Consider the following 20,161-nt stretch of genomic DNA (forward strand, 5'->3'; position numbering starts at 1 on the left):
GCTGGTCCACCTTGTCCACAGGGCTTGCGCGCTCGTCCCGCTCCGGCTATTGGGAGGACGGCCCACCGCCATGCCCGCAGATCTCGCCGTCATCGGTCTCGGCCACCTCGGCCTGCCCCTCGCCCAGGCCGCCGTCTCCGGCGGCATCGCCACCATCGGCTACGACCCCGCCCGCGCCGTCGACCTGGCAAGCGGCCGCCTGCCCTGCGACGGCGCCGAGGGAACCCTCACCGCCGCCGATGTCCGCCGGATGCTCTCCAGGGGCTTTCGGCCCACCACCGACCCGGTCGAGCTCGGCCGGGTCCGTACCGCGGTCATCTGCGCTCCCACTCCTCCGGCGGCCGACCGCACCCTCGACCTGGGCCAGGTGGCCGAAGCCGCCCGCGCCCTGGCCGCGCGCCTGCGCCCGCACACCACGGTCATCCTTGAGTCCCCCGCCTACCCGGGGACCACGGAGGAATTCCTCCGCCCCATCCTCGAAGAGGGCTCAGGCCTGCGCGCGGGCCGCGACTTCCACCTCGCGCACTCGCCGGGCCGCCTCGACCCGGGCAACCGCACCCACGGCTACGCGGGCACCCCCAAGGTCATCGGCGGCCTCACCCCGGCCTGCACCGAATCGGCCGCCGCCTTCTACGGCCGGCTCACCGACAAGGTCGTACGCGCGCGTGGCCCCCGCGAGGCCGAGACCGTGCACCTCCTGGAGACCAACTACCGGCACGTGAACATGGCCCTGGTCAACGAGATGGCCGTGCTCTGCCACGACCTGAGCATCGACCTGTGGGACGTCATCCGCTGCGCCGAGACCAAGCCCTTCGGCTTCCAGGCGTTCCGCCCGGGACCCGGCGTCGGCGGCCACGGGGTCCCCCTGGACATCCCCGGCCCCGGCCGCGGCGCCCGCCCCCTGCGCATGGTGGAACTGGCCCAGCAGGTCAACGACCGCATGCCCCGGTACGTGATCCAGCGCTCGGCGACCCTGCTCAACGAACACGGCAAGTCCGCCCGCGGCGCCCGCGTCCTGCTCCTCGGCGTCACCTACAAGCCCGACCTCGCCGACCAGCAGGGTTCCCCCGCCCAGGAGGTCGCGACCCGCCTGATGGAGATGGGCGCCGCCGTCAGCTACCACGACCCCTACGTCCCCAGCTGGAGCGTCCTCGGCCACCCCGTCCCCCGCGCGGACTCCCTCTACGAAGCGGCGGCCGACGCCGACCTCACGATCCTGCTCCAGCACCACCGCACGTACGACCTGCAAGGTCTCGCCGTGAAGGCCCAGCTGCTCCTCGACACCCGGGGCGCGACCCCGGCGGGCGCGGCCCACCGCCTCTGACATCTGACATCTGACATCTGACATCTGACAGACGAAGAAGGGCCCCGGTACGAGTACCGGGGCCCTTCTTAAAGAAGAAGTCGATCAGCGCTTGTGCTGCGCGTCCGCGACCGTCACCTCGACGCGCTGGAACTCCTTGAGCTCGCTGTAGCCCGTCGTCGCCATCGCCCGGCGCAGCGCCCCGAAGAAGTTCATCGAACCGTCCGGGATGTGCGAGGGACCGCTGAGGATCTCCTCCGTCGTGCCGACCACTCCGAGGTCGACGCGCTTGCCGCGCGGCACATCCTCGTGGACGGCCTCCATGCCCCAGTGGTGGCCCTTGCCGGGCGCGTCCGTGGCGCGCGCCAGCGGGGAGCCGATCATCACCGAGTCGGCGCCGCAGGCGATGGCCTTGGGCAGGTCGCCGGACCAGCCCACGCCGCCGTCCGCGATGACGTGCACGTACCGGCCGCCGGACTCGTCCATGTAGTCACGGCGGGCGGCCGCGACGTCCGCGACGGCCGTGGCCATCGGCACCTGGATGCCCAGGACGTTGCGCGTGGTGTGCGCGGCGCCGCCGCCGAAGCCGACGAGGACACCGGCCGCGCCCGTGCGCATCAGGTGCAGCGCGGCGGTGTACGTGGCGCAGCCGCCGACGATCACCGGCACGTCGAGCTCGTAGATGAACTGCTTGAGGTTGAGCGGCTCGGCGGCACCGGAGACGTGCTCGGCGGAGACGGTGGTCCCGCGGATCACGAAGATGTCGACACCGGCGTCCACGACGGCCTTGGAGAACTCGGCGGTGCGCTGCGGGGAGAGCGCGGCGGCGGTGACCACGCCCGAGTCGCGCACCTCCTTGATGCGCTGCCCGATCAGGTCGGCCTGGATCGGGGCCGCGTAGATCTCCTGGAGGCGCCGGGTGGCGTTGTCGGTGTCCAGCTCCGCGATCTCGTCGAGCAGCGGCTGCGGGTCCTCGTACCGCGTCCACAGGCCCTCGAGGTTCAGCACGCCGAGACCACCCAGCTCGCCGATGCGGATCGCGGTCTGCGGCGAGACGACCGAGTCCATCGGCGCCGCCAGGAAGGGCAGCTCGAAGCGGTAGGCGTCGATCTGCCAGGCGATCGAGACCTCCTTCGGGTCGCGGGTACGACGGCTCGGCACGACGGCGATGTCGTCGAAGGCGTACGCGCGGCGGCCGCGCTTGCCGCGCCCGATCTCGATCTCAGTCACGTGGGTGGCCCTTCAGCTTTCTTCGGTACTTCGCACTTCTTCGGCACTTCGGCACTCGGTCTGCCGCTCCAGTATCCCCGACGCGCGCAAAGGGGGCGGCCCCGGGAATCGGGACCGCCCCCCACACGCGAAGTGGGTCAGCGCTTGTTCGTGTAGTTCGGCGCCTCGACCGTCATCTGGATGTCGTGCGGGTGGCTCTCCTTGAGACCCGCCGACGTGATGCGCACGAAGCGGCCCTTGGACTCCATCTCGTCGATGGAGGCGGCGCCCACGTAACCCATCGTCTGGCGCAGGCCGCCGACGAGCTGGTGCAGCACGTTGGCCAGCGGGCCGCGGTAGGCCACCTGGCCCTCGATGCCCTCGGGGACGAGCTTGTCGTCCGAGGAGACCTCCGCCTGGAAATAGCGGTCCTTCGAGTACGAACGCCCCTGGCCGCGGGATTGCATGGCACCGAGCGAACCCATGCCGCGGTAGGACTTGAACTGCTTGCCGTTGATGAACATCAGCTCACCCGGCGACTCCTCGCAGCCCGCGAGCAGCGAGCCGAGCATCACGGTGTCGGCGCCGGCGGCCAGCGCCTTGCCGATGTCACCCGAGTACTGGAGGCCGCCGTCGCCGATGACCGGGACACCAGCCGCGCGCGCCGCGACAGCCGCCTCGTAGATGGCGGTGACCTGCGGGACGCCGATTCCGGCGACCACGCGCGTGGTGCAGATGGAACCCGGGCCGACACCGACCTTGACCCCGTCGACACCGGCGTCGATCAGCGCCTGCGCGCCGTCGCGCGTCGCGACGTTGCCGCCGATGACGTCGACACCCACGCCCGACTTGATCTTCGCCATCCAGCTCAGGGCGTTGCTGTTGTGCCCGTGCGAGGTGTCGACGATGAGGAAGTCCACGCCCGCACCGGCCAGTGCCTGCGCGCGCTCCAGAGCCTCGGGGCTCGCACCGACGGCGGCACCGACGAGGAGACGGCCCTCGGCGTCCTTGGCGGCGTTCGGATACTGCTCGGCCTTCTTGAAGTCCTTGACCGTAATGAGGCCCTTGAGGATCCCCGCGTCGTCGACGAGCGGCAGCTTCTCGATCTTGTGGCGGCGCAGCAGCTCCATGGCGTCGACGCCGGAGATGCCGACCTTGCCGGTCACGAGCGGCATGGGCGTCATGACCTCGCGCACCTGGCGGCTGCGGTCGTTCTCAAAGGCCATGTCGCGGTTGGTGACGATGCCGAGCAGCTTGCCCGCCGGGTCGGTCACCGGGACGCCGCTGATGCGGAACTTGGCGCACAGCGCGTCGGCCTCGCCCAGCGTCGCGTCCGGGTGCACGGTGATCGGGTCGGTGACCATGCCGGACTCGGAGCGCTTCACCAGGTCGACCTGGTTGACCTGGTCCTCGATCGACAGGTTGCGGTGCAGCACGCCGACGCCACCCTGCCGCGCCATGGCGATCGCCATGCGGGCCTCGGTGACCTTGTCCATCGCCGCGGACAGCAGCGGAATGTTCACGCGCACGTTGCGGGAGATACGCGACGAGGTGTCGACCGCGTTCGGGAGGACTTCCGACGCGCCGGGCAGCAGCAGCACGTCGTCGTAGGTCAGCCCGAGCGTCGCGAATTTCTCGGGCACCCCAGTCGAAGAACCGCCGTTTGCAGTCATGACACCTTCCCCAAATGGCCTTGATCGGTGCGGATGTCCATGCTAACGGGAACGGAGGGTGTCTCATTCCACGATCAAGATCATCGACCAGGTTTGTACGTTCATACGTCATGAACGGACGGCGAAGGCGATCGTCGGGCAACCGGTGATCGTTACTGCTCGGCCAGTGCCCGCAACCGGCTCAGCGCGCGATGCTGCGCGACGCGCACGGCCCCCGGGGACATCCCCAGCATCTGCCCGGTCTCCTCGGCGGTGAGCCCGACCGCGATCCTCAGGAGCAGCAGCTCGCGCTGGTTCTCCGGAAGGTTGGCCATGAGCTTCTTGGCCCACTCGGCATCGCTGCTGAGCAGCGCGCGCTCCTCGGGGCCGAGGGAGTCGTCGGGGCGCTCCGGCATCTCGTCCGACGGCACCGCCGTGGATCCGGGATGGCGCATCGCCGCGCGCTGCAGGTCGGCGACCTTGTGCGCGGCGATCGCGAAGACGAACGCCTCGAAGGGGCGTCCCGTGTCCTTGTAGCGCGGCAGCGCGAGGAGGACCGCGACGCACACTTCCTGCGCCAGATCCTCCACGAAGTGCCGCGCGTCACCCGGCAGTCGGGAGAGCCGTGTGCGGCAGTACCGCAGCGCCAGGGGGTGCACATGAGCCAGCAGATCGTGCGTGGCCTGCTCATCACCCTCGACCGCGCGAAGGACGAGGGCACCGATCACCGTCGTCTTGTCATCGCGCATCGGTCCATGGTGCCTTGGCGCCGATTGATCCGTGGCACCACGTCCGTAGTTGTGCACCGAAGCGTTATGAGCAGGTGCGCCGGAACTCATCTCGTGCGCCCTCCCCTCCCGCTCGACCGACCTGTCCCCGAGGAACTCCACACCTCAAGGATGCGGCATCGGCGGCGAAGCAACGGCAACCGCTCCCGCGAGAGGGAGCTACGGGCATCCGTCACCCCGCCCACCACTCGGCGGGCGGGGAGCGCCGTGCCCGCACGGCGGCACACCTATCGGACCAGGCCCCAGCGGAAACCGAGCGCCACGGCGTGCGCGCGGTCCGAGGCGCCGAGCTTCTTGAACAACCGCCGGGCGTGGGTCTTGACCGTGTCCTCGGAGAGAAAAAGCTCACGTCCGATCTCGGCGTTGGACCGGCCGTGGCTCATGCCCTCGAGCACCTGGATCTCACGCGCGGTGAGTGTGGGCGCGGCGCCCATCTCGGCCGAGCGCAGTCTGCGCGGAGCCAGTCGCCACGTCGGGTCGGCGAGTGCCTGGGTGACGGTCGCGCGCAGTTCGGCGCGCGAGGCGTCCTTGTGCAGATAGCCGCGGGCACCGGCGGCGACCGCGAGCGCGACACCGTCCAGATCCTCGGCCACGGTGAGCATGATGATGCGCGCACCGGGGTCGGCGGACAACAGCCGCCGCACTGTCTCCACGCCGCCCAGACCGGGCATGCGTACGTCCATCAGAATCAGGTCCGAGCGGTCGGCGCCCCAGCGGCGGAGGACTTCCTCGCCGTTGGCCGCTGTCGTCACGCGCTCGACGCCGGGCACGGTCGCGACCGCGCGGCGGAGCGCCTCTCGGGCAAGCGGGGAGTCGTCGCAGACGAGGACGGATGTCATGACTGTCCTCCGCGGCTCTCACAGCTGCTGCGCGTCACCTTGAGCCTCCAGGCTGGTACATATTCGTCACCTGTGCGGTTGACGCTCTCGGACATCTGCCCGAGCGCTTGTTCTTTCAACCGCCTCGCACTCTCAACGACGGTCACCCGAAAGAGTTACGGGGCGGTCGGCCTCGTTCGGCACTCTACGTGAGGGCGCGGACACAGAGCAGACAGCGCGAGAGACCCTCAACCTTTCATCACAACCCATGCCCCATTTAGCCCTCTTCCTTCCCTTTTGCTGGTGTCTGTGGCTAGATTTTCCAATGAGTCATATTTTCATCTCCTTAGACAGTAGATGTACGGTCATGGGCACCGTATCCGCGCAGAACGGCTACCAGGAGACAAGCAATGGCAGATTTCTCCCGCCTTCCAGGACCGAACGCAGATCTCTGGGACTGGCAGCTCCTCGCGGCCTGCCGCGGGGTCGACAGCTCGCTCTTCTTCCACCCCGAGGGCGAGCGGGGCGCGGCACGCAGCGCGCGTGAGAACTCCGCCAAGGAGGTCTGCATGAGGTGCCCGGTACGCGCGGAGTGCGCCGCTCACGCCCTCGCGGTACGGGAGCCGTACGGCGTGTGGGGCGGGCTCACCGAGGACGAGCGCGAGGAACTCATGGGCCGCGCCCGCAACCGCCTCGTCACGACATCCACGCCGTCGGCATCGGCGTCCGCCGCGGCCTCGGCAGCGCACGGCGGCATGATCACGCGTACCTGAAGGAACGTTTCTTCGCGGCGGGCGCTCAGCGCTCCGCGGCCCGCGCCAGGTGGTCAAGGGTGGCCGCCACAGCGGGCACCTGCGCCAGATCCGGCAGGGTGAGCGCGACGATCTCGCGCTGGACGGCAGGCTCCACCGTCACTGTGCGTGCACCTTTGGGGCGTACGGACTCGATGGCGAGCTCGGGCAGCACCGCGACCCCCAGGCCTGCGCCGACCAGGCCGATCACCGCCGGATAGTCATCGGTCGCGAAATCGATGCGGGGCACGAACCCCGCCCCCTCGCAGACCTCGACCAGCTGCCTGCGACAGCGCGGACAGCCCGCGATCCACGGCTCGTCGGCCAGTTCCCCGATGGCGACCGACTCCGCCTTGGCGAGCCGGTGCCCCTCGGGCACGAGGCCGACGAGCCGGTCGGCGAGCAGCGGCCGCACGACCAGGTCGTCCCACTCCTCGGCGGCACAAGCGCCGTCGTACCGGAAGGCGAGCGCCACGTCGCAGTCGCCCTCGCGCAGCATCTCGACCGAGCGCGGCGGCTCGGCGTCCACCAGTGAGACCCGGGTGCCGGGGTGTGCCGCGCGCAGGGCGGCGAGCGCGCTCGGCACCAGCGTCGAGCTGCCACTGGGGAAGGAGACGAGGCGGACCCGGCCCGCCCGCAGGCCCGCGATGGCGGCGACCTCCTCCTCGGCGGCGGTCAGTCCCGCCAGGATCCCCGCGGCATGCCGGACCAGGGCCTCGCCCGCCTGGGTCAGGCGCATCTCACGCCCTGTGCGGATCAGGAGCGGCGTACCCGCGGAGGTTTCGAGTGCCTTCATCTGCTGGCTGACGGCGGGCTGGGTGCAGCCGAGCTCGCGCGCGGCTGCCGAGAAGGAGCCGGTGGCGGCGACGGCACGCAGGACGCGGAGATGACGGGCCTCGATCATGGATCAAGCATAAGTGACACTTGGATCAAACGCCCAATAATGCGTCGACGCTTTGAGCGGGCTCGCCTACCCTTCCGCCATGAAGCTTCTCTCCGTGAATCTGGGCCGGCACAAAGCCGTGGAGTACACCGACGCCCCCTCGGGCGGTACCGGCATCGACAAACAGCCCGCCGAAGGGGCCGTACGGGTGGCGGCTCCCGGCGCGAAGGGTGCCGCCGGGAGCGGGGTAGCCGGGGACGAGGTCTGCGACCTGCGGCACCACGGCGGAAACGACCAGGCGGTGTACGCCTACGCGCGCGAGGACCTGGACGAGTGGGAGCGCCTGCTCGGCCACCCGCTGGCGGGCGGCTCCTTCGGCGAGAACCTCACGACGTCCGGCCTCGACGTGAGCGGCGCGAAGATCGGCGAGCGCTGGCGCGTCGGCCCCGATCTGCTCATCGAGGTGACGTCGGCCCGCATTCCCTGTCAGACGTTCCAGGGCCATCTCGGCGAGACGAAGTGGGTCAAGCGCTTCACGCAGCAGGGCGCTCCCGGCGCCTATCTGCGGGTGATCGAACCGGGCGAGATCCGGGGCGGCGACACGATCGAGGTCGTGCACCGGCCGGAGCACGACGTCACCGTCGCCCTCCAGTTCAAAGCCGTCACGACGGAGAGGGAGTTGCTGCCGCGCCTGCTCGCCGCCGGGGACGCGCTGCATCCCGAGGCGATCGAAACGGCTCGGAAGTATGTGGCGAAGTACGGCTCGCAGGCCTCGTAACTGACGTTCGGGACCGGCGACTTGACGAGGCAGCAGGTCAAGGGGCCGGTCCGGGCGACACAGCGGCCTTCGGATCTCACTAGCCTTGGTCCATGACTACGGCTCTGATTACGGGATCGACCGCCGGTATCGGCGCGGCCTTCGCCCGGCGGCTCGCCGGTGACGGCCACAACCTGGTCCTGGTGGCACGGAACACCGAGCGACTGCGGGAACAGGCGACCGAACTGCACGACCGGCACGGCATCGAGGCGGAGGTCCTCACCGCGGACCTCGCGACCGACGACGGTATCGCCGCCGTCGAGAAGCGCCTCGCGGACCGCAGGAACGCGGTCGACCTCCTGGTGAACAACGCCGGGTTCGGCAACAAGGGCCAGTACCTGGAGGTGTCGATCGAGGACGAGTTGACGATGCTGAAGGTGCACTGCGAGGCGGTGCTCCGGCTGACGTCGGCGGCGACGGAGTCGATGCGGGAGCGGGGCCGCGGTGGCGTCGTGAACGTCGCATCGGTGGCGGCGTTCGTGCCGCGCGGGACGTACGGGGCGTCGAAGGCGTGGGTCGTGCAGTTCACGCAGGGCGCGGCGAAGGATCTGGCCGGCTCCGGGGTGCGGCTGATGGCCCTGTGCCCCGGATTCGTACGGACCGAGTTCCACGAGCGCGCCGGGATGGGGACGTCCAACATCCCCAAGTGGATGTGGCTCGACGCGGACAAGCTGGTCGCGGCGGGGCTGTCCGACTTGGCGCGGGGCAAGACCCTCTCCGTCCCGGACCCCAGGTACAAGGCCCTGATGGGCGTGGTGAAGGTGACGCCGAGGGCGCTGCTTGGCGGGGTGACGTCCAGGACGGGCAGGAAGTACGGCCCGCAGTAGAGAGATACGCCCCGCAGGGAGCGCCCCGCAAGGGGCGCGGGGAACTGCGCGAGGACGGACCACGACCCGCGGTCGGCAACGGCGCACAACCCGGCAGACGCGCATCCGAAAACGCCGAGGCCCGGCGCCCCCAAGCGGGGGCACCGGGCCTCGGTTCAGCTCAGCGGCAGCGGGTCAGTGGGAGTGACCGTGGCCGTGGCCCGCGGCGTCGCCCTCGTCGTCGGCCGGCTTCTCGACGACCAGGGTCTCAGTCGTCAGCAGCAGCGAAGCGATAGAGGCGGCGTTCTCGAGCGCAGAGCGCGTCACCTTGACCGGGTCGATGACACCGGCCTTGACCAGGTCGCCGTACTCGCCGGTCGCGGCGTTGAAGCCGAAGCCCTTGTCGAGCTCGGCGACCTTCGAGGTGATGACGTAGCCCTCGAGGCCGGCGTTCTCGGCGATCCAGCGCAGCGGCTCGACGGCGGCGCGGCGGACGACGGCGACACCGGTGGCCTCGTCGCCCTCCTTGCCGAGGTTGCCCTCGAGCACCTTGACGGCGTGCACCAGAGCGGAGCCACCACCGGAGACGATGCCCTCCTCGACCGCGGCGCGGGTCGCGGAGATGGCGTCCTCCAGACGGTGCTTCTTCTCCTTGAGCTCGACCTCGGTCGCGGCGCCGACCTTGATCACGCAGACACCACCGGCGAGCTTCGCCAGGCGCTCCTGCAGCTTCTCGCGGTCCCAGTCCGAGTCCGTGGACTCGATCTCGGCCTTGATCTGGTTGACGCGGCCCGCGACCTCGGAGGCGTCGCCGCCGCCGTCGACGACAGTGGTGTCGTCCTTGGTGACGGTCACGCGGCGCGCGGTGCCGAGCACGTCCAGGCCGACCTGGTCGAGCTTGAGGCCGACCTCTTCGGCGATGACGGTGCCGCCGGTGAGGGTGGCGAGGTCACCGAGCATGGCCTTGCGGCGGTCGCCGAAGCCGGGGGCCTTCACCGCGACGGCGTTGAAGGTGCCACGGATCTTGTTCACGACCAGGGTCGACAGGGCCTCGCCCTCGACGTCCTCGGCGATGATCAGGAGCGGCTTCGAAGCGTTGGTCTGGATGACCTTCTCGAGCAGCGGCAGGAGGTCCTGGATGGAGGAGATCTTGCCCTGGTGGATCAGGATGTACGGGTCGTCGAGGACGGCCTCCATACGCTCCTGGTCGGACACCATGTACGGGGACAGGTAGCCCTTGTCGAAGGCCATGCCCTCGGTGAAGTCGAGCTCCAGGCCGAAGGTGTTGGACTCCTCGACGGTGATGACACCGTCCTTGCCGACCTTGTCCATCGCCTCGGCGATGAGCTCGCCGACCTGCGGGTCCTGGGCGGACAGACCGGCGACGGCCGCGATGTCGGCCTTGTCGTCGATCGGGCGCGCGGTCGAGAGGAGCTCGTCGGACACGGCCTTGACCGCGGCGTCGATGCCCTTCTTCAGGGCGGCCGGGGAGGCGCCGGCGGCTACGTTGCGCAGGCCTTCCTTGACCAGGGCCTGGGCGAGGACCGTCGCGGTGGTGGTGCCGTCACCCGCGATGTCGTTGGTCTTGGTCGCCACCTCCTTGACGAGCTGCGCGCCGAGGTTCTCGTACGGGTCCTCGACCTCGACCTCACGGGCGATGGTGACGCCGTCGTTGGTGATGGTGGGTGCGCCGAACTTCTTGTCGATGACGACGTTGCGGCCGCGGGGGCCGATCGTCACCTTGACCGTGTCGGCAAGCTTGTTGACGCCGCGCTCGAGGGCGCGACGGGCGTCCTCGTCGAACTTCAGGATCTTCGCCATGGGAGCGGTTCAGCCCTCTCGAAACTCGGGTTTAACGAGCTGCGCCCCTCGCCGCCCGGCAATCAGCGGGGTGACCAGGGGCGCAGCTCAAAAAAGTAAATCTGGTGAAGCAGGTGAATTACTTCTCGACGATCGCGAGCACGTCGCGAGCCGAGAGGACGAGGTACTCGTCGCCGTTGTACTTCACCTCGGTGCCGCCGTACTTGCTGTACAGAACGACGTCGCCGACCTTGACGTCGAGCGGCAGGCGCTCGCCGTTCTCGAAGCGCCCCGGGCCCACGGCGAGGACAGCACCCTCCTGGGGCTTCTCCTTCGCGGTGTCCGGAATGACCAGGCCGGAGGCCGTGGTCTGCTCGGCGTCGAGCGGCTGGACCACAATGCGGTCCTCGAGCGGCTTAATGGCAACCTTGGAGCTGGCGGTCGTCACGATCCGGTCTCCCCCTTCGGAGATCTACGGGGTTAACAGTCTGGGGTGGCGACCAGGTGGATCCGTCGTCGCGGGTGCCGGACCTGCCCGTCGCTGTTGGCACTCTCCAGTGGTGAGTGCCAAGGCCGAGACTAGGACGACGATTAGCACTCGGTCAAGCGGACTGCTAATTCGCCTGGCGGCTGGCTCAGCGGGGCGAGGCGTCATCCCGCGGTGCGGGCGGGGTCTCGCCCGTGTCCGGGCAACGCTTCTCATGGTCAGGGAGTTCCTTGCCCGAAGCTGGGATCTGCCCTGTTTTTGGTGGCCCTGCAGGTGGGGCTGTGCCCACCCGTTCCGCCGTGCGGAACGCCTGCCCACAGCGGTCGTCCATCGGCTTTCGCTTCGGGACCTTTTCCGCCGCCTTCCTCCCCAACCGCTCGATCGGGTCCACCGACTGCGCGCACCCCGTGAGCAGCGCGGGCGCGAGCACGCCCGCCGCGAGGGCCGCGGCGAAGTAGCGGTGCGCCCGCGCCCGCCCCGTCACAGGTAGTCCTCCAGCCTGGCCACCGCGTACCCCTTGTCGGTGACGGTCTTCATGACCTTGCGGACCATGTCCGGCATCGTGCCCTTCCAGTCCTCGCGCCCCCGGAAGTGCGTGAGGATGATGTCGCCGGGGTGCAGGTCCTTGTCCCACTCGCGCCAGTCCATGCGGTGGGGGAAGGCCTCGGAGGCCCACAGCGGGACCGCCTTGATGCCGCAGGACTTGGCGGCGCGCAGCGAATCCACGTTGTAGTTGCCGTACGGCGGGCGGAAGAGCTCGGGCCGCTTGCCGTAGCGCTTGTGGATGACGTTTTGCATGCCGCAGATCTCGCGGCGCTGACCCTCGTACGAAAGCCCCGGCAGGTAGCGGTGGTTGAGGGTGTGGTTGTTCAGCGCGACCCCGCGGGACTGCATCTTCTTGAAGTAGCCGTAGTCCTCCTTGACCAGGTAGTCGCTGAGGAACGCGGTGTACGGGATCTTCAGGTCGCTCATCATCTTGAGCAGCGCCGGGTCCTTCTCGGCGCCGTCGTCGATGGTCAGGAAGACGATCTTCTTCTTGGTCGGGATGGTCGTGAAGACGGGCGGCAGCCCCGCCTGCCCCTTGACCTCGAATCCCTTGCGGGTGGTGATCTTCGGCTTCACGGCCGGGGCGGCCGGCGCGGTCAGCGGGGTCTTCGCCAGGCCCCAGCGCTTCGCGGCGGCGGCGCGGGCGACCTGGGCGACGCGGAGTTTCTGGGCGTAGGAGTCGAGGGCGCGGGCGGGCGGCGCGTCCAGGCGCTGCTGACCGGGGGCGGGATTCGCCCCGCCGTCGGCGCCCGACGCACAGCCGGAGGCGATCGCGGCGACGGTGAGCACGGCCGCCCCGGCCCGTACCCGGCCCCTGACCCGGGCCGGGACCCGGGCCGGGACAGGCCTCCGCGCCTTCCGTCTCGCCCTGAATTTGTCGTTTTGTCGTACTAGTTGCATGGCGCCGGATCTTTGCAGCTCAAAGCCCTGCTGACGGGCCGACACCGCCGCCGGGCGCGCACCATCCACCGACTGGCCCACAATGGGCCGGGTGAACGACCTCGACCGCGACTCGACCGCCCTGACCTCCTTCTCCGCGCTGCTCACCGCCGAAGGCCGGGCCCTGCTCGATCTCGACGAGGTGCGCGAAGCCGATCCGGCCCGGGAGCTGGCCGTCGCCACCCGACTGCGCCGCGAGCACCCGGCGGAGCTGGTCACGGCGGTGCTCGCGCAGGCGCGGCTGCGGCGGCGGGCGGTGGCGAAGTTCGGCGCGCAGGACGCGGGGCGGATGTTCTTCACGCCGAACGGTGTCGAGCAGGCGACCCGCACGAGCGTGGCCGTGCACCGCGCCGAGAGCTTCAGGTCCCTCGGCGTACGGAGCGTGGCCGATCTCTGCTGCGGCATCGGCGGTGACGCGATCGCCCTCGCGCGCGCTGGGATCGCCGTCCTCGCCGTGGACCGTGACCCGCTGACCTGCGCGGTGGCGCGCGCGAACGCGGAGGCGCTTGGGCTCGACGGCCTCATCGAGGTGCGCGAGGCCGATGTCACCGAGGTCGACACGGCCGCCCACGACGCGGTCTTCGTGGACCCGGCGCGGCGTGGCGGGCGGGGCCGCATCTTCGACCCCGAGGCCTACTCCCCGCCCCTCTCCTGGGCCGTCGAGGCCGCCCGCAAGGCCCCGCACGCGGCGCTGAAGATCGCTCCCGGCATTCCGCACGAGGCGGTTCCCGCCGAGGCCGCTGCGGAGTGGATCTCGGACGGCGGGGACGTGAAGGAGGCCGTGCTGTGGTTCGGCACGGACACCCCGTCCTCGCACCGCGCGACGCTGCTGCCCTCGGGAGTCTCGGTCGCGTCCTCCCTCGCCGAGATGCTCCCCGACCCGGCGGTGCGACCCGTCGGACGCTATCTGTACGAGCCGGACGGCGCCGTCATCCGTGCGCATCTGGTGGCGGAGGTGGCCGCGCGGGTGGAGGGCGGCCTGATCGACGAGACCATCGCGTACGTCACCTCCGACGCGCTGCACGCGACGCCGTACGCGGTGGCGTACGAGATCACCGATCAACTGCCCTTCGGCGTCAAGAAGTTGAAGGCGGTGCTGCGGGAGCGGGAGGTCGGGATCCTGACGGTGAAGAAGCGGGGGTCCGCGGTGGAGCCGGAGGAGCTGCGGCGGAAGGTGAAGCCGCAGGGCAAGAACTCGGCCACCGTGTTCCTCACCCGGGTGGCGGGTGCGCCGGCGATGCTGATCGGGCACCCGGCGGTGGTGGACTGATTCCCTTTCCCCAACCCCGCCCGTTCCCACAAACCCGCTGGGCGCGGGGGCCTTGGTCGCCGTCATCACCGGCTCCGCCGAGTTCGTCCTCAAACGCCGGACGGGCTACAAGATTCCGCCCGCCCCAGCAGCAACTCCCGCTCCCGCTCATTGCGCGTGAGCCCCGCCGCACGCTCGAACTCCGCCCGCGCCTCCGCGCCGCGCCCGAGGCGGGCCAGCAGGTCGCCCCGCACGCTGGGCAGCAAGTGGTAGTCCTTCAGGGCGGGTTCGTCCGCGAGCGCGTCCACCAGACGCAGCGCCTGAGCCGGGCCCGATGCCATCGACACCGCCACCGCGCGGTTCAGTTCGATCACCGGTGACGGAGTGCGGGCGGCCAGCAGGCCGTACAGGGCGGCGATCTGGGGCCAGTCCGTCTCCTCGTACGACGCGGCGTTCGCGTGGCAGGCGGCGATCGCGGCCTGGAGCTCGTAGGGGCCGGGGCCACCCGTCGACACGGCCCGCGCGCGGGCGAGTGCCGCGAAGCCCCGCCGGATCAGCGGCCGGTTCCAGTGGCGGCGGTCCTGGTCCGCGAGGAGCACCGGCTCGCCCTTCGGGCCAGTCCGCGCCGCCGCGCGGGACGTCTGGAGCTCCAACAGCGCCGCCAGGCCGTGCACTTCGGCCTCCCGCGGCATCAGCCCTGCCAGCACCCGGGCGAGGCGCAGCGCGTCCTCGCACAAGGAGGGGCGCAGCCAGTCGTCGCCCGCCGTGGCCGCGTAGCCCTCGTTGAAGATGAGGTAGATGACTTCGAGCACCGATCCGAGCCTGGCCTCGCGCTCGGCTCCGTACGGCACTTCGAAGGCCACGCCCTTGGCGGCGAGCGTGCGCTTCGCGCGCACGACGCGCTGGGCCACCGTCGCCTCGGGGACCAGCATCGCGCGGGCGATCTCCGCCGTCGTGAGGCCGCCGAGCAGCCGCAGGGTGAGTGCGATGCGGGCCTCGGCGGAGAGCACCGGGTGGCAGGCGGTGAAGACGAGGCGCAGGAGGTCGTCGTCGATGTGGTCAGGGTCGACGGAGTCCGCGGGTTCGTCGACGTGGGGCGGGGCCGTCTCCAGGTCGCGGCCCATCTCCTCCAACTTGCGCGCGTAGCGCTCCCTGCGGCGTACGAGGTCGATGGCGCGGCGCTTGGCGGTGGTCGTCAGCCAGGCGCCCGGATTGTCGGGGACGCCGGTCTTCGGCCACTGTTCGAGGGCGGCGACCAGCGCGTCCTGCGCCAGCTCCTCCGCGATGCCCACGTCGCGCACGATCCGCGCGACACCGGCGATGAGGCGCGGGGACTCGATCCGGAAGACGGTCTCGATGGCGTTGCGGGGAGCGTCCTGGCGAGGGTGCTCTGAGGAGTGGGCCGTCACGGCCACCCATCAGAGCACCCTCCGCGGGGCACCGCAAAGACCCGACGCCCACGGCCCGCGGCCCGCAGCCCGCAGCCCGGACTCAGCCTCAGCCTCAGCCCTCGATGATCTCCCGGACCTCCGCCGTCACGGTCCACTGCTCGTCGTGGACCTTCAGGAACCGGCTCGCCCACTCGACCGCCTCGGCCCTGTCCTTGCACTGGGTGATCGAGTAGCCGCCGACGACCTCCTTGGCCTCGGTGAACGGCCCGTCGGTGACGGACAGCCGGCCGCCCTCCCAGTGGACACGGGTGCCCTCGGCGTTCGGCGTGAGGCCGGCGGTCTCGAGCATCACCCCGGCCTTGGTGATCTCTTCGAGGAGCGCACCCATGCGCTCGCCCATCTCGGGGCTCGGGCCGCCCTCGGGGGAGTTCTTCTCGTCGACGCGGATCATCGTCAGGTAGCGCGGCATGGTGGTCTCCCATCGGGTGGTGGCGGGGCTTCTCCTCGCCTCTCACCCATGCGTCGAACGGGAGACGCCCGGATCGACATCGTCGCCCAGATTCTTCGAAGATTCTTCTTGGGCGTACGTTTCCGCAGGTCGCAGCCGTGCGGGAGCACGATGCAGCACGGCCGTGGCCACCGCTGCCGCCACGAGCAGCGCCGCGGCGACACCGAACGCCGTCGCGTACCCGTCCGCGAGCGCGCCGGGCCCCCGCCCTGACCCCGTGACGCCCGACGCCACCGTCACCAGGACCGCGAGCCCCAGCGAGCCGCCCAGCTGCCGGGAGCTGTTGAGCAGCCCCGATGCCATGCCGGTCTCCTCGGCGGCGACGCCGGACGTCGCCGCCGTGCCCAGCGGCACGAAGCACATGCCGATGCCGACGCTCGCCACCAGCGAGGGCCCCACGATGGATCCCAGGAAGGTGCCGCCGGGCCCGACGGTGAGGGCGAACCACACGAACCCCGCCGCTCCGAGCAGCCCTCCGGTCACCAGCAGCGCCCGTTCCCCGAAGCGCCCGACCTTCCGTGCCGAGATCACCGACCCGGCGACGACGCCCACGCAGAACGGCAGGAACGCCGCCCCCGCCCGCGTCGACCCGTAGGACATGACCTCCTGGAGATAGAGCGAGGTGAAGTAGAAGGCGGCGAACTGCCCCGACGACATCAGCAGCGCGAAGGCGTTCGCGGAGGCCACGGGGCGGTTCTTGAGCAGGCCGAGCCGGAGCAGCGGCTCACGCTGCCGGGACTCGACGACGGCGAACGCGGCGAGCAGCAGGGCCGCAGCGCCGAGGGTGCCAAGCGTCGTGCCGGATCCCCATGCGTACGTCTCCGTGCGGACGAGGCCGAGGACGAGCAGCGCCATGCCCGCCGTGACGAGCAGCGCGCCCAGTACGTCGAGGCGCGGCGCGGGCCCGGTGCGCCGGTCGGCGGGCACGCCGCGGCGCGAGAGGAGGAGCGCGCCGAGCACCACGGGGACGTTGATCAGCATCACGGAGCGCCAGCCCGCCCAGTCGGTGAGCACCCCGCCCGCCATCACTCCGACCGCACCGCCGAGCGCGCCCGCAGCGCCCCAGAGCCCGAGCGCCCGTGAACGCGCGGACCCGGCCGCGTAGTTGACGGTGATCAGCGCGAGCGCGACAGGAGCGAGCGCCGCCGCGCCTGCGCCCTGCACGGCCCGCGCCGCGACGAGCTGCCCCGGCGTCTGCGCGAGCCCGCCCGCCAGGCTCGCGATGCCGAAGACCGCGAACCCGGCGATCAGGGTGCGCCGCCGCCCGGCCAGGTCGGCGAGGCGCCCGCCCAGCATGAGGAGGCCACCGAAGGCGAGCGCGTAGGCGTTGACGACCCAGAGCAGCGAATCGGCTCCGAAGCCGAGGTCGTCGCCGATGTCGGGCAGCGCGATGTTCACGACGGACATGTCCAGGGAGACCAGGAACTGCACGGTGAGCAGCACCGGCAGCAGCCAACGGGTCCGCGGGGGCTTCGAGTCAGCGGGATTCACCATGCCCACGCACATTACTGTACGCGTATAGAAAATAAAACGGCGTGCGTCACCCACACCCTCGGGGCGCGACAATGAGCCACGTGGCAGCAGAATCGGAAAGCACAGACGCGGCACCACCGGCGGCCGCGGAGAAACCCGTCGAGCAGAAGAAGAAACGCGGCCGCCCCAGCCGCATCGACCTCGACACGATCGTCGGCATCGCGCGCCGCATCCTCCAGGAGGAGGGCGTGGCCGCCCTGAGCATGCGCAGGGTCGCCAAGGAGGTCGGCACGACCCCGATGGCCCTCTACCACCACGTGCGCGACAAGGACGAGCTCCTGATGCTCACCCTGTCCGGCACGGCCGATTCAGTCCCGCGCCCGGAGCTCCCCGACGACCCGCGCGACCGGCTGCTCGCGGTCTCCCTGCACATGCACGGCACGCTGGCGCGGATGCCCTGGGTGGTCGAGGTGCTGAGCCTGGGCGACCTCACCGACAAGGGCGCCCTGTGGATGGTCGAGGAGATCATCGACTCCTGCATGACCTGCGGCCTGACCCCGGCCGAGGCCGTCGCCGCCTACCGCACCATCTGGCACTGCGTCTACGGCGACCTGGTCTTCCGCCAGGCGATGGCCCGCCGCGCCGAGGAGCCGGACCGCAGGCGCCACTTCCCCGGCATGCTCACGGACGCGGACGCCGAGGAACTCCCCCACATGACCGCACTCGCCGGCCGCTGGCTGGAACTGACGGCGGACTACGACGTGGCCAAGCAGCTGGGAGCGGTCATCGACGGGCTCCTTGGGCAGGCGCGACGCCCCTGACCGGCTGGTCCCTCCGGGTCAGCCGAGCCCGGCCGACTCGAAGCGCCACCTGTGCACCGCCCGCGTCACCAACTCCGGCGCGGGCTCCGGCAGTTCGGGCAGGTCGGCGTCGTACGCCGCGTCCCACCACGTCAGGACGAGGACCCGGTCCTGCGGGGCGCGGAAGCTCTCGCGGCGTACCGGCTCGGCTGCCAGGGGCTGTGCCCGCGCCCACGCGAGCAGTTCCTCGCCACGGCCGTCGACGGCTCGGGCCTCCCACATCAGCGCGACGGTCACGAGTACAGGTTCTCCTTGCTGACCTCGTGCACATGGTCGTGGTCGTGGTCGTGGCTGTGCGCGTGGCCCGGGACGTGCGGTTCCGTCACCGGCAGCGAGGAGTCCGCCGACAGGTCCCAGTCGGAGGCCGAGCGGTTACGGGCCACCATCTCCGCGCCCAGCGCGGCCACCATCGCGCCGTTGTCCGTGCACAGCTTCGGCCGCGGCACCCGCAGCCGGATCCCGGCCGCCTCGCACCGCTCCTGGGCCAGCGCCCGCAGCCGCGTGTTGGCCGCCACGCCGCCGCCGATCATCAGGTGGTCCACGCCCTCGTCCTTGCAGGCCCGCACGGCCTTGCGGGTCAGCACGTCGACGACCGCCTCCTGGAAGGACGCCGACACGTCACGGACGGGCACCTCCTCGCCCGCGGCCCGCTTGGCCTCGATCCAGCGCGCGACGGAGGTCTTCAGGCCGGAGAAGGAGAAGTCGTACGCGGCGTCGCGCGGGCCTGTCAGGCCGCGCGGGAAGGCGATCGCGTTCGGGTCGCCCTCCTTCGCGTACCGGTCGATGACGGGGCCGCCGGGGAAGCCGAGGTTGAGCACCCGCGCGATCTTGTCGAAGGCCTCGCCCGCCGCGTCGTCGATGGTCGCGCCCAGGGGACGTACGTCCGAGGTGATGTCGGTGGAGAGCAGCAGCGAGGAGTGGCCGCCGGAGACGAGCAGCGCCATCGTCGGCTCGGGCAGCGTGCCGTGCTCCAGCTGGTCGACGCAGATGTGCGAGGCCAGGTGGTTCACGCCGTACAGCGGCTTGCCGAGCGCGTACGCGTACGCCTTGGCCGCCGAGACGCCCACGAGCAGCGCGCCCGCGAGGCCGGGACCGGCTGTCACCGCGATGCCGTCGAGGTCGGAGGCGGCGACCCCCGCCTCCTTCAGCGCGCGGTCGATGGTCGGCACCATCGCCTCCAGGTGCGCGCGCGAGGCGACCTCGGGCACGACGCCGCCGAAGCGCGCGTGCTCGTCGACGCTGGAGGCGATGGCATCGGCGAGCAGGGTGGTGCCGCGGACGATGCCGACGCCGGTCTCGTCGCAGGAGGTCTCGATGCCGAGAACGAGAGGTTGATCGCGCGAGTCAGCCATGGGTGTCGGTTCCTTGTACGGAAGTTGAGGGATCGGTCAGACGCATGACCAGGGCGTCCACATTGCCCGGCTGGTAGTAGCCCCGCCGGAAGCCGATGGGTTCGAAGCCGAAGCGCTCGTACAGCTTCTGGGCCCGTGTGTTGTCGACCCGCACCTCGAGCATGACCTCGGCGCACTCGAAGGCGGTGGCCGCGCCCAGCAGGTCGGTCAGGAGCCGGGAGCCGAGCCCCGTGCCCCAGTGGCTCGGGGCCACCGCGATGGTCTGCACGTCGGCCTGGTCGCCGGCCGACGCGAGCCCCGCGTACCCGACGAGCCGGTCCCCGTCCACGGCGACCACATAGCGGCGGGTGGCCAGCGGCCCGCGGGCGTGGGCGAGCTCGGACCAGAACATGCCGCGCGACCAGGCGTCGTCCGGGAAGAGCTCCTTCTCCAGGACGAAGACGGGCTCGATGTCCCACCAGCGCATCTCGCGCAGGACAGCTGTCGTCA

General features: G+C 70.7%; 20 protein-coding genes. 6 read left to right on the forward strand and 14 right to left on the reverse strand.

Going from position 1 to position 20,161, the window contains the following annotated elements; genetic code table 11:
* Window positions 1-70: 70 nt before the first annotated feature.
* Window positions 71-1,324, forward strand: coding sequence for a nucleotide sugar dehydrogenase (locus tag M4V62_RS18025; RefSeq protein ID WP_249588294.1), 1,254 nt, complete (start codon window positions 71-73; stop codon window positions 1,322-1,324).
* A gap of 84 nt (window positions 1,325-1,408) precedes the next feature.
* On the opposite strand, the gene M4V62_RS18030 is transcribed toward M4V62_RS18025, so the two are convergent.
* From M4V62_RS18030 to M4V62_RS18045, 4 genes are all read right to left on the reverse strand, one after another.
* Window positions 1,409-2,533 carry a GuaB3 family IMP dehydrogenase-related protein gene (locus M4V62_RS18030; RefSeq protein ID WP_249588295.1) on the reverse strand — a complete coding sequence of 375 codons (1,125 nt, stop codon included), beginning with the start codon at window positions 2,531-2,533 and terminating at the stop codon, window positions 1,409-1,411.
* A 137-nt stretch (window positions 2,534-2,670) separates the two neighbouring features.
* Window positions 2,671-4,185 carry an IMP dehydrogenase gene (gene guaB, locus M4V62_RS18035; RefSeq protein WP_249588296.1) on the reverse strand — a complete coding sequence of 505 codons (1,515 nt, stop codon included), beginning with the start codon at window positions 4,183-4,185 and terminating at the stop codon, window positions 2,671-2,673.
* A gap of 152 nt (window positions 4,186-4,337) precedes the next feature.
* Window positions 4,338-4,913 carry a sigma-70 family RNA polymerase sigma factor gene (locus M4V62_RS18040; protein ID WP_055549856.1) on the reverse strand — a complete coding sequence of 192 codons (576 nt, stop codon included), beginning with the start codon at window positions 4,911-4,913 and terminating at the stop codon, window positions 4,338-4,340.
* A gap of 266 nt (window positions 4,914-5,179) precedes the next feature.
* A complete protein-coding gene (locus M4V62_RS18045; RefSeq protein ID WP_003948568.1) occupies window positions 5,180-5,791 on the reverse strand; it encodes a response regulator transcription factor in 612 nt (203 codons plus the stop codon).
* A gap of 389 nt (window positions 5,792-6,180) precedes the next feature.
* Here M4V62_RS18045 and M4V62_RS18050 point away from each other — a divergent pair, with 389 nt between their 5' ends.
* Window positions 6,181-6,543 carry a WhiB family transcriptional regulator gene (locus tag M4V62_RS18050; protein WP_249588297.1) on the forward strand — a complete coding sequence of 121 codons (363 nt, stop codon included), beginning with the start codon at window positions 6,181-6,183 and terminating at the stop codon, window positions 6,541-6,543.
* A 25-nt stretch (window positions 6,544-6,568) separates the two neighbouring features.
* Here M4V62_RS18050 and M4V62_RS18055 read toward each other — a convergent pair whose 3' ends face one another.
* Window positions 6,569-7,465: a LysR family transcriptional regulator gene (locus tag M4V62_RS18055; protein ID WP_249588298.1), complete on the reverse strand. Its 897-nt coding sequence runs from the start codon at window positions 7,463-7,465 to the stop codon at window positions 6,569-6,571.
* A gap of 79 nt (window positions 7,466-7,544) precedes the next feature.
* On the opposite strand from M4V62_RS18055, the gene M4V62_RS18060 reads away from it, so the two are divergent.
* Window positions 7,545-8,222, forward strand: coding sequence for an MOSC domain-containing protein (locus M4V62_RS18060; protein WP_249588299.1), 678 nt, complete (start codon window positions 7,545-7,547; stop codon window positions 8,220-8,222).
* Between the two features lie 92 nt (window positions 8,223-8,314).
* Window positions 8,315-9,088 (forward strand): SDR family NAD(P)-dependent oxidoreductase, encoded by a 774-nt coding sequence (locus tag M4V62_RS18065; RefSeq protein WP_249588300.1) that lies wholly within the window; start codon window positions 8,315-8,317, stop codon window positions 9,086-9,088.
* A 174-nt stretch (window positions 9,089-9,262) separates the two neighbouring features.
* Here M4V62_RS18065 and groL read toward each other — a convergent pair whose 3' ends face one another.
* The 3 genes from groL to M4V62_RS18080 all read right to left on the reverse strand — a co-directional run bounded on the left by groL (window position 9,263) and on the right by M4V62_RS18080 (window position 12,800).
* Window positions 9,263-10,888 (reverse strand): chaperonin GroEL, encoded by a 1,626-nt coding sequence (gene groL / locus M4V62_RS18070; RefSeq protein WP_249588301.1) that lies wholly within the window; start codon window positions 10,886-10,888, stop codon window positions 9,263-9,265.
* A gap of 118 nt (window positions 10,889-11,006) precedes the next feature.
* Window positions 11,007-11,315 (reverse strand): co-chaperone GroES, encoded by a 309-nt coding sequence (gene groES, locus M4V62_RS18075; protein ID WP_006347174.1) that lies wholly within the window; start codon window positions 11,313-11,315, stop codon window positions 11,007-11,009.
* Between the two features lie 519 nt (window positions 11,316-11,834).
* The gene (locus M4V62_RS18080) at window positions 11,835-12,800 is read right to left on the reverse strand and encodes a polysaccharide deacetylase family protein (protein ID WP_249588302.1); all 966 of its coding nucleotides are present in this window, start codon (window positions 12,798-12,800) and stop codon (window positions 11,835-11,837) included.
* Between the two features lie 82 nt (window positions 12,801-12,882).
* Between M4V62_RS18080 and M4V62_RS18085 the strand changes: the two genes are divergently transcribed.
* Window positions 12,883-14,109 carry a THUMP-like domain-containing protein gene (locus M4V62_RS18085; RefSeq protein ID WP_249588303.1) on the forward strand — a complete coding sequence of 409 codons (1,227 nt, stop codon included), beginning with the start codon at window positions 12,883-12,885 and terminating at the stop codon, window positions 14,107-14,109.
* Window positions 14,110-14,198: 89 nt separating this feature from the next.
* Here M4V62_RS18085 and M4V62_RS18090 read toward each other — a convergent pair whose 3' ends face one another.
* The 3 genes from M4V62_RS18090 to M4V62_RS18100 form a co-directional block, all read right to left on the reverse strand.
* Entirely contained in the window at window positions 14,199-15,503 is a 1,305-nt protein-coding gene (locus M4V62_RS18090) for an RNA polymerase sigma factor (protein ID WP_249588304.1), read from the reverse strand.
* Between the two features lie 88 nt (window positions 15,504-15,591).
* Window positions 15,592-15,948, reverse strand: a complete 357-nt coding sequence (locus M4V62_RS18095) for a YciI family protein (protein WP_249588305.1) — start codon at window positions 15,946-15,948, stop codon at window positions 15,592-15,594.
* A 42-nt stretch (window positions 15,949-15,990) separates the two neighbouring features.
* Window positions 15,991-17,481, reverse strand: a complete 1,491-nt coding sequence (locus M4V62_RS18100; RefSeq protein ID WP_249588306.1) for an MFS transporter — start codon at window positions 17,479-17,481, stop codon at window positions 15,991-15,993.
* 80 nt (window positions 17,482-17,561) lie between these two features.
* On the opposite strand from M4V62_RS18100, the gene M4V62_RS18105 reads away from it, so the two are divergent.
* Entirely contained in the window at window positions 17,562-18,281 is a 720-nt protein-coding gene (locus M4V62_RS18105) for a TetR/AcrR family transcriptional regulator (RefSeq protein WP_430626880.1), read from the forward strand.
* 18 nt (window positions 18,282-18,299) lie between these two features.
* Here M4V62_RS18105 and M4V62_RS18110 read toward each other — a convergent pair whose 3' ends face one another.
* From M4V62_RS18110 to rimI, 3 genes are read right to left on the reverse strand one after another with little or no spacing between them, the layout of a single operon-like run.
* A complete protein-coding gene (locus M4V62_RS18110) occupies window positions 18,300-18,557 on the reverse strand; it encodes a hypothetical protein (protein ID WP_249588308.1) in 258 nt (85 codons plus the stop codon).
* Window positions 18,554-19,672 carry a tRNA (adenosine(37)-N6)-threonylcarbamoyltransferase complex transferase subunit TsaD gene (gene tsaD / locus M4V62_RS18115; RefSeq protein WP_249588309.1) on the reverse strand — a complete coding sequence of 373 codons (1,119 nt, stop codon included), beginning with the start codon at window positions 19,670-19,672 and terminating at the stop codon, window positions 18,554-18,556. The genes M4V62_RS18110 and tsaD overlap by 4 nt, the downstream gene beginning before the upstream one ends.
* Window positions 19,665-20,138, reverse strand: a complete 474-nt coding sequence (rimI, locus tag M4V62_RS18120) for a ribosomal protein S18-alanine N-acetyltransferase (protein ID WP_249592888.1) — start codon at window positions 20,136-20,138, stop codon at window positions 19,665-19,667. Before rimI ends, tsaD begins: the two co-directional genes overlap by 8 nt.
* Window positions 20,139-20,161 lie beyond the last annotated feature (23 nt).

Source organism: Streptomyces durmitorensis, from assembly GCF_023498005.1.
GTDB classification, from domain to species: domain Bacteria; phylum Actinomycetota; class Actinomycetes; order Streptomycetales; family Streptomycetaceae; genus Streptomyces; species Streptomyces durmitorensis.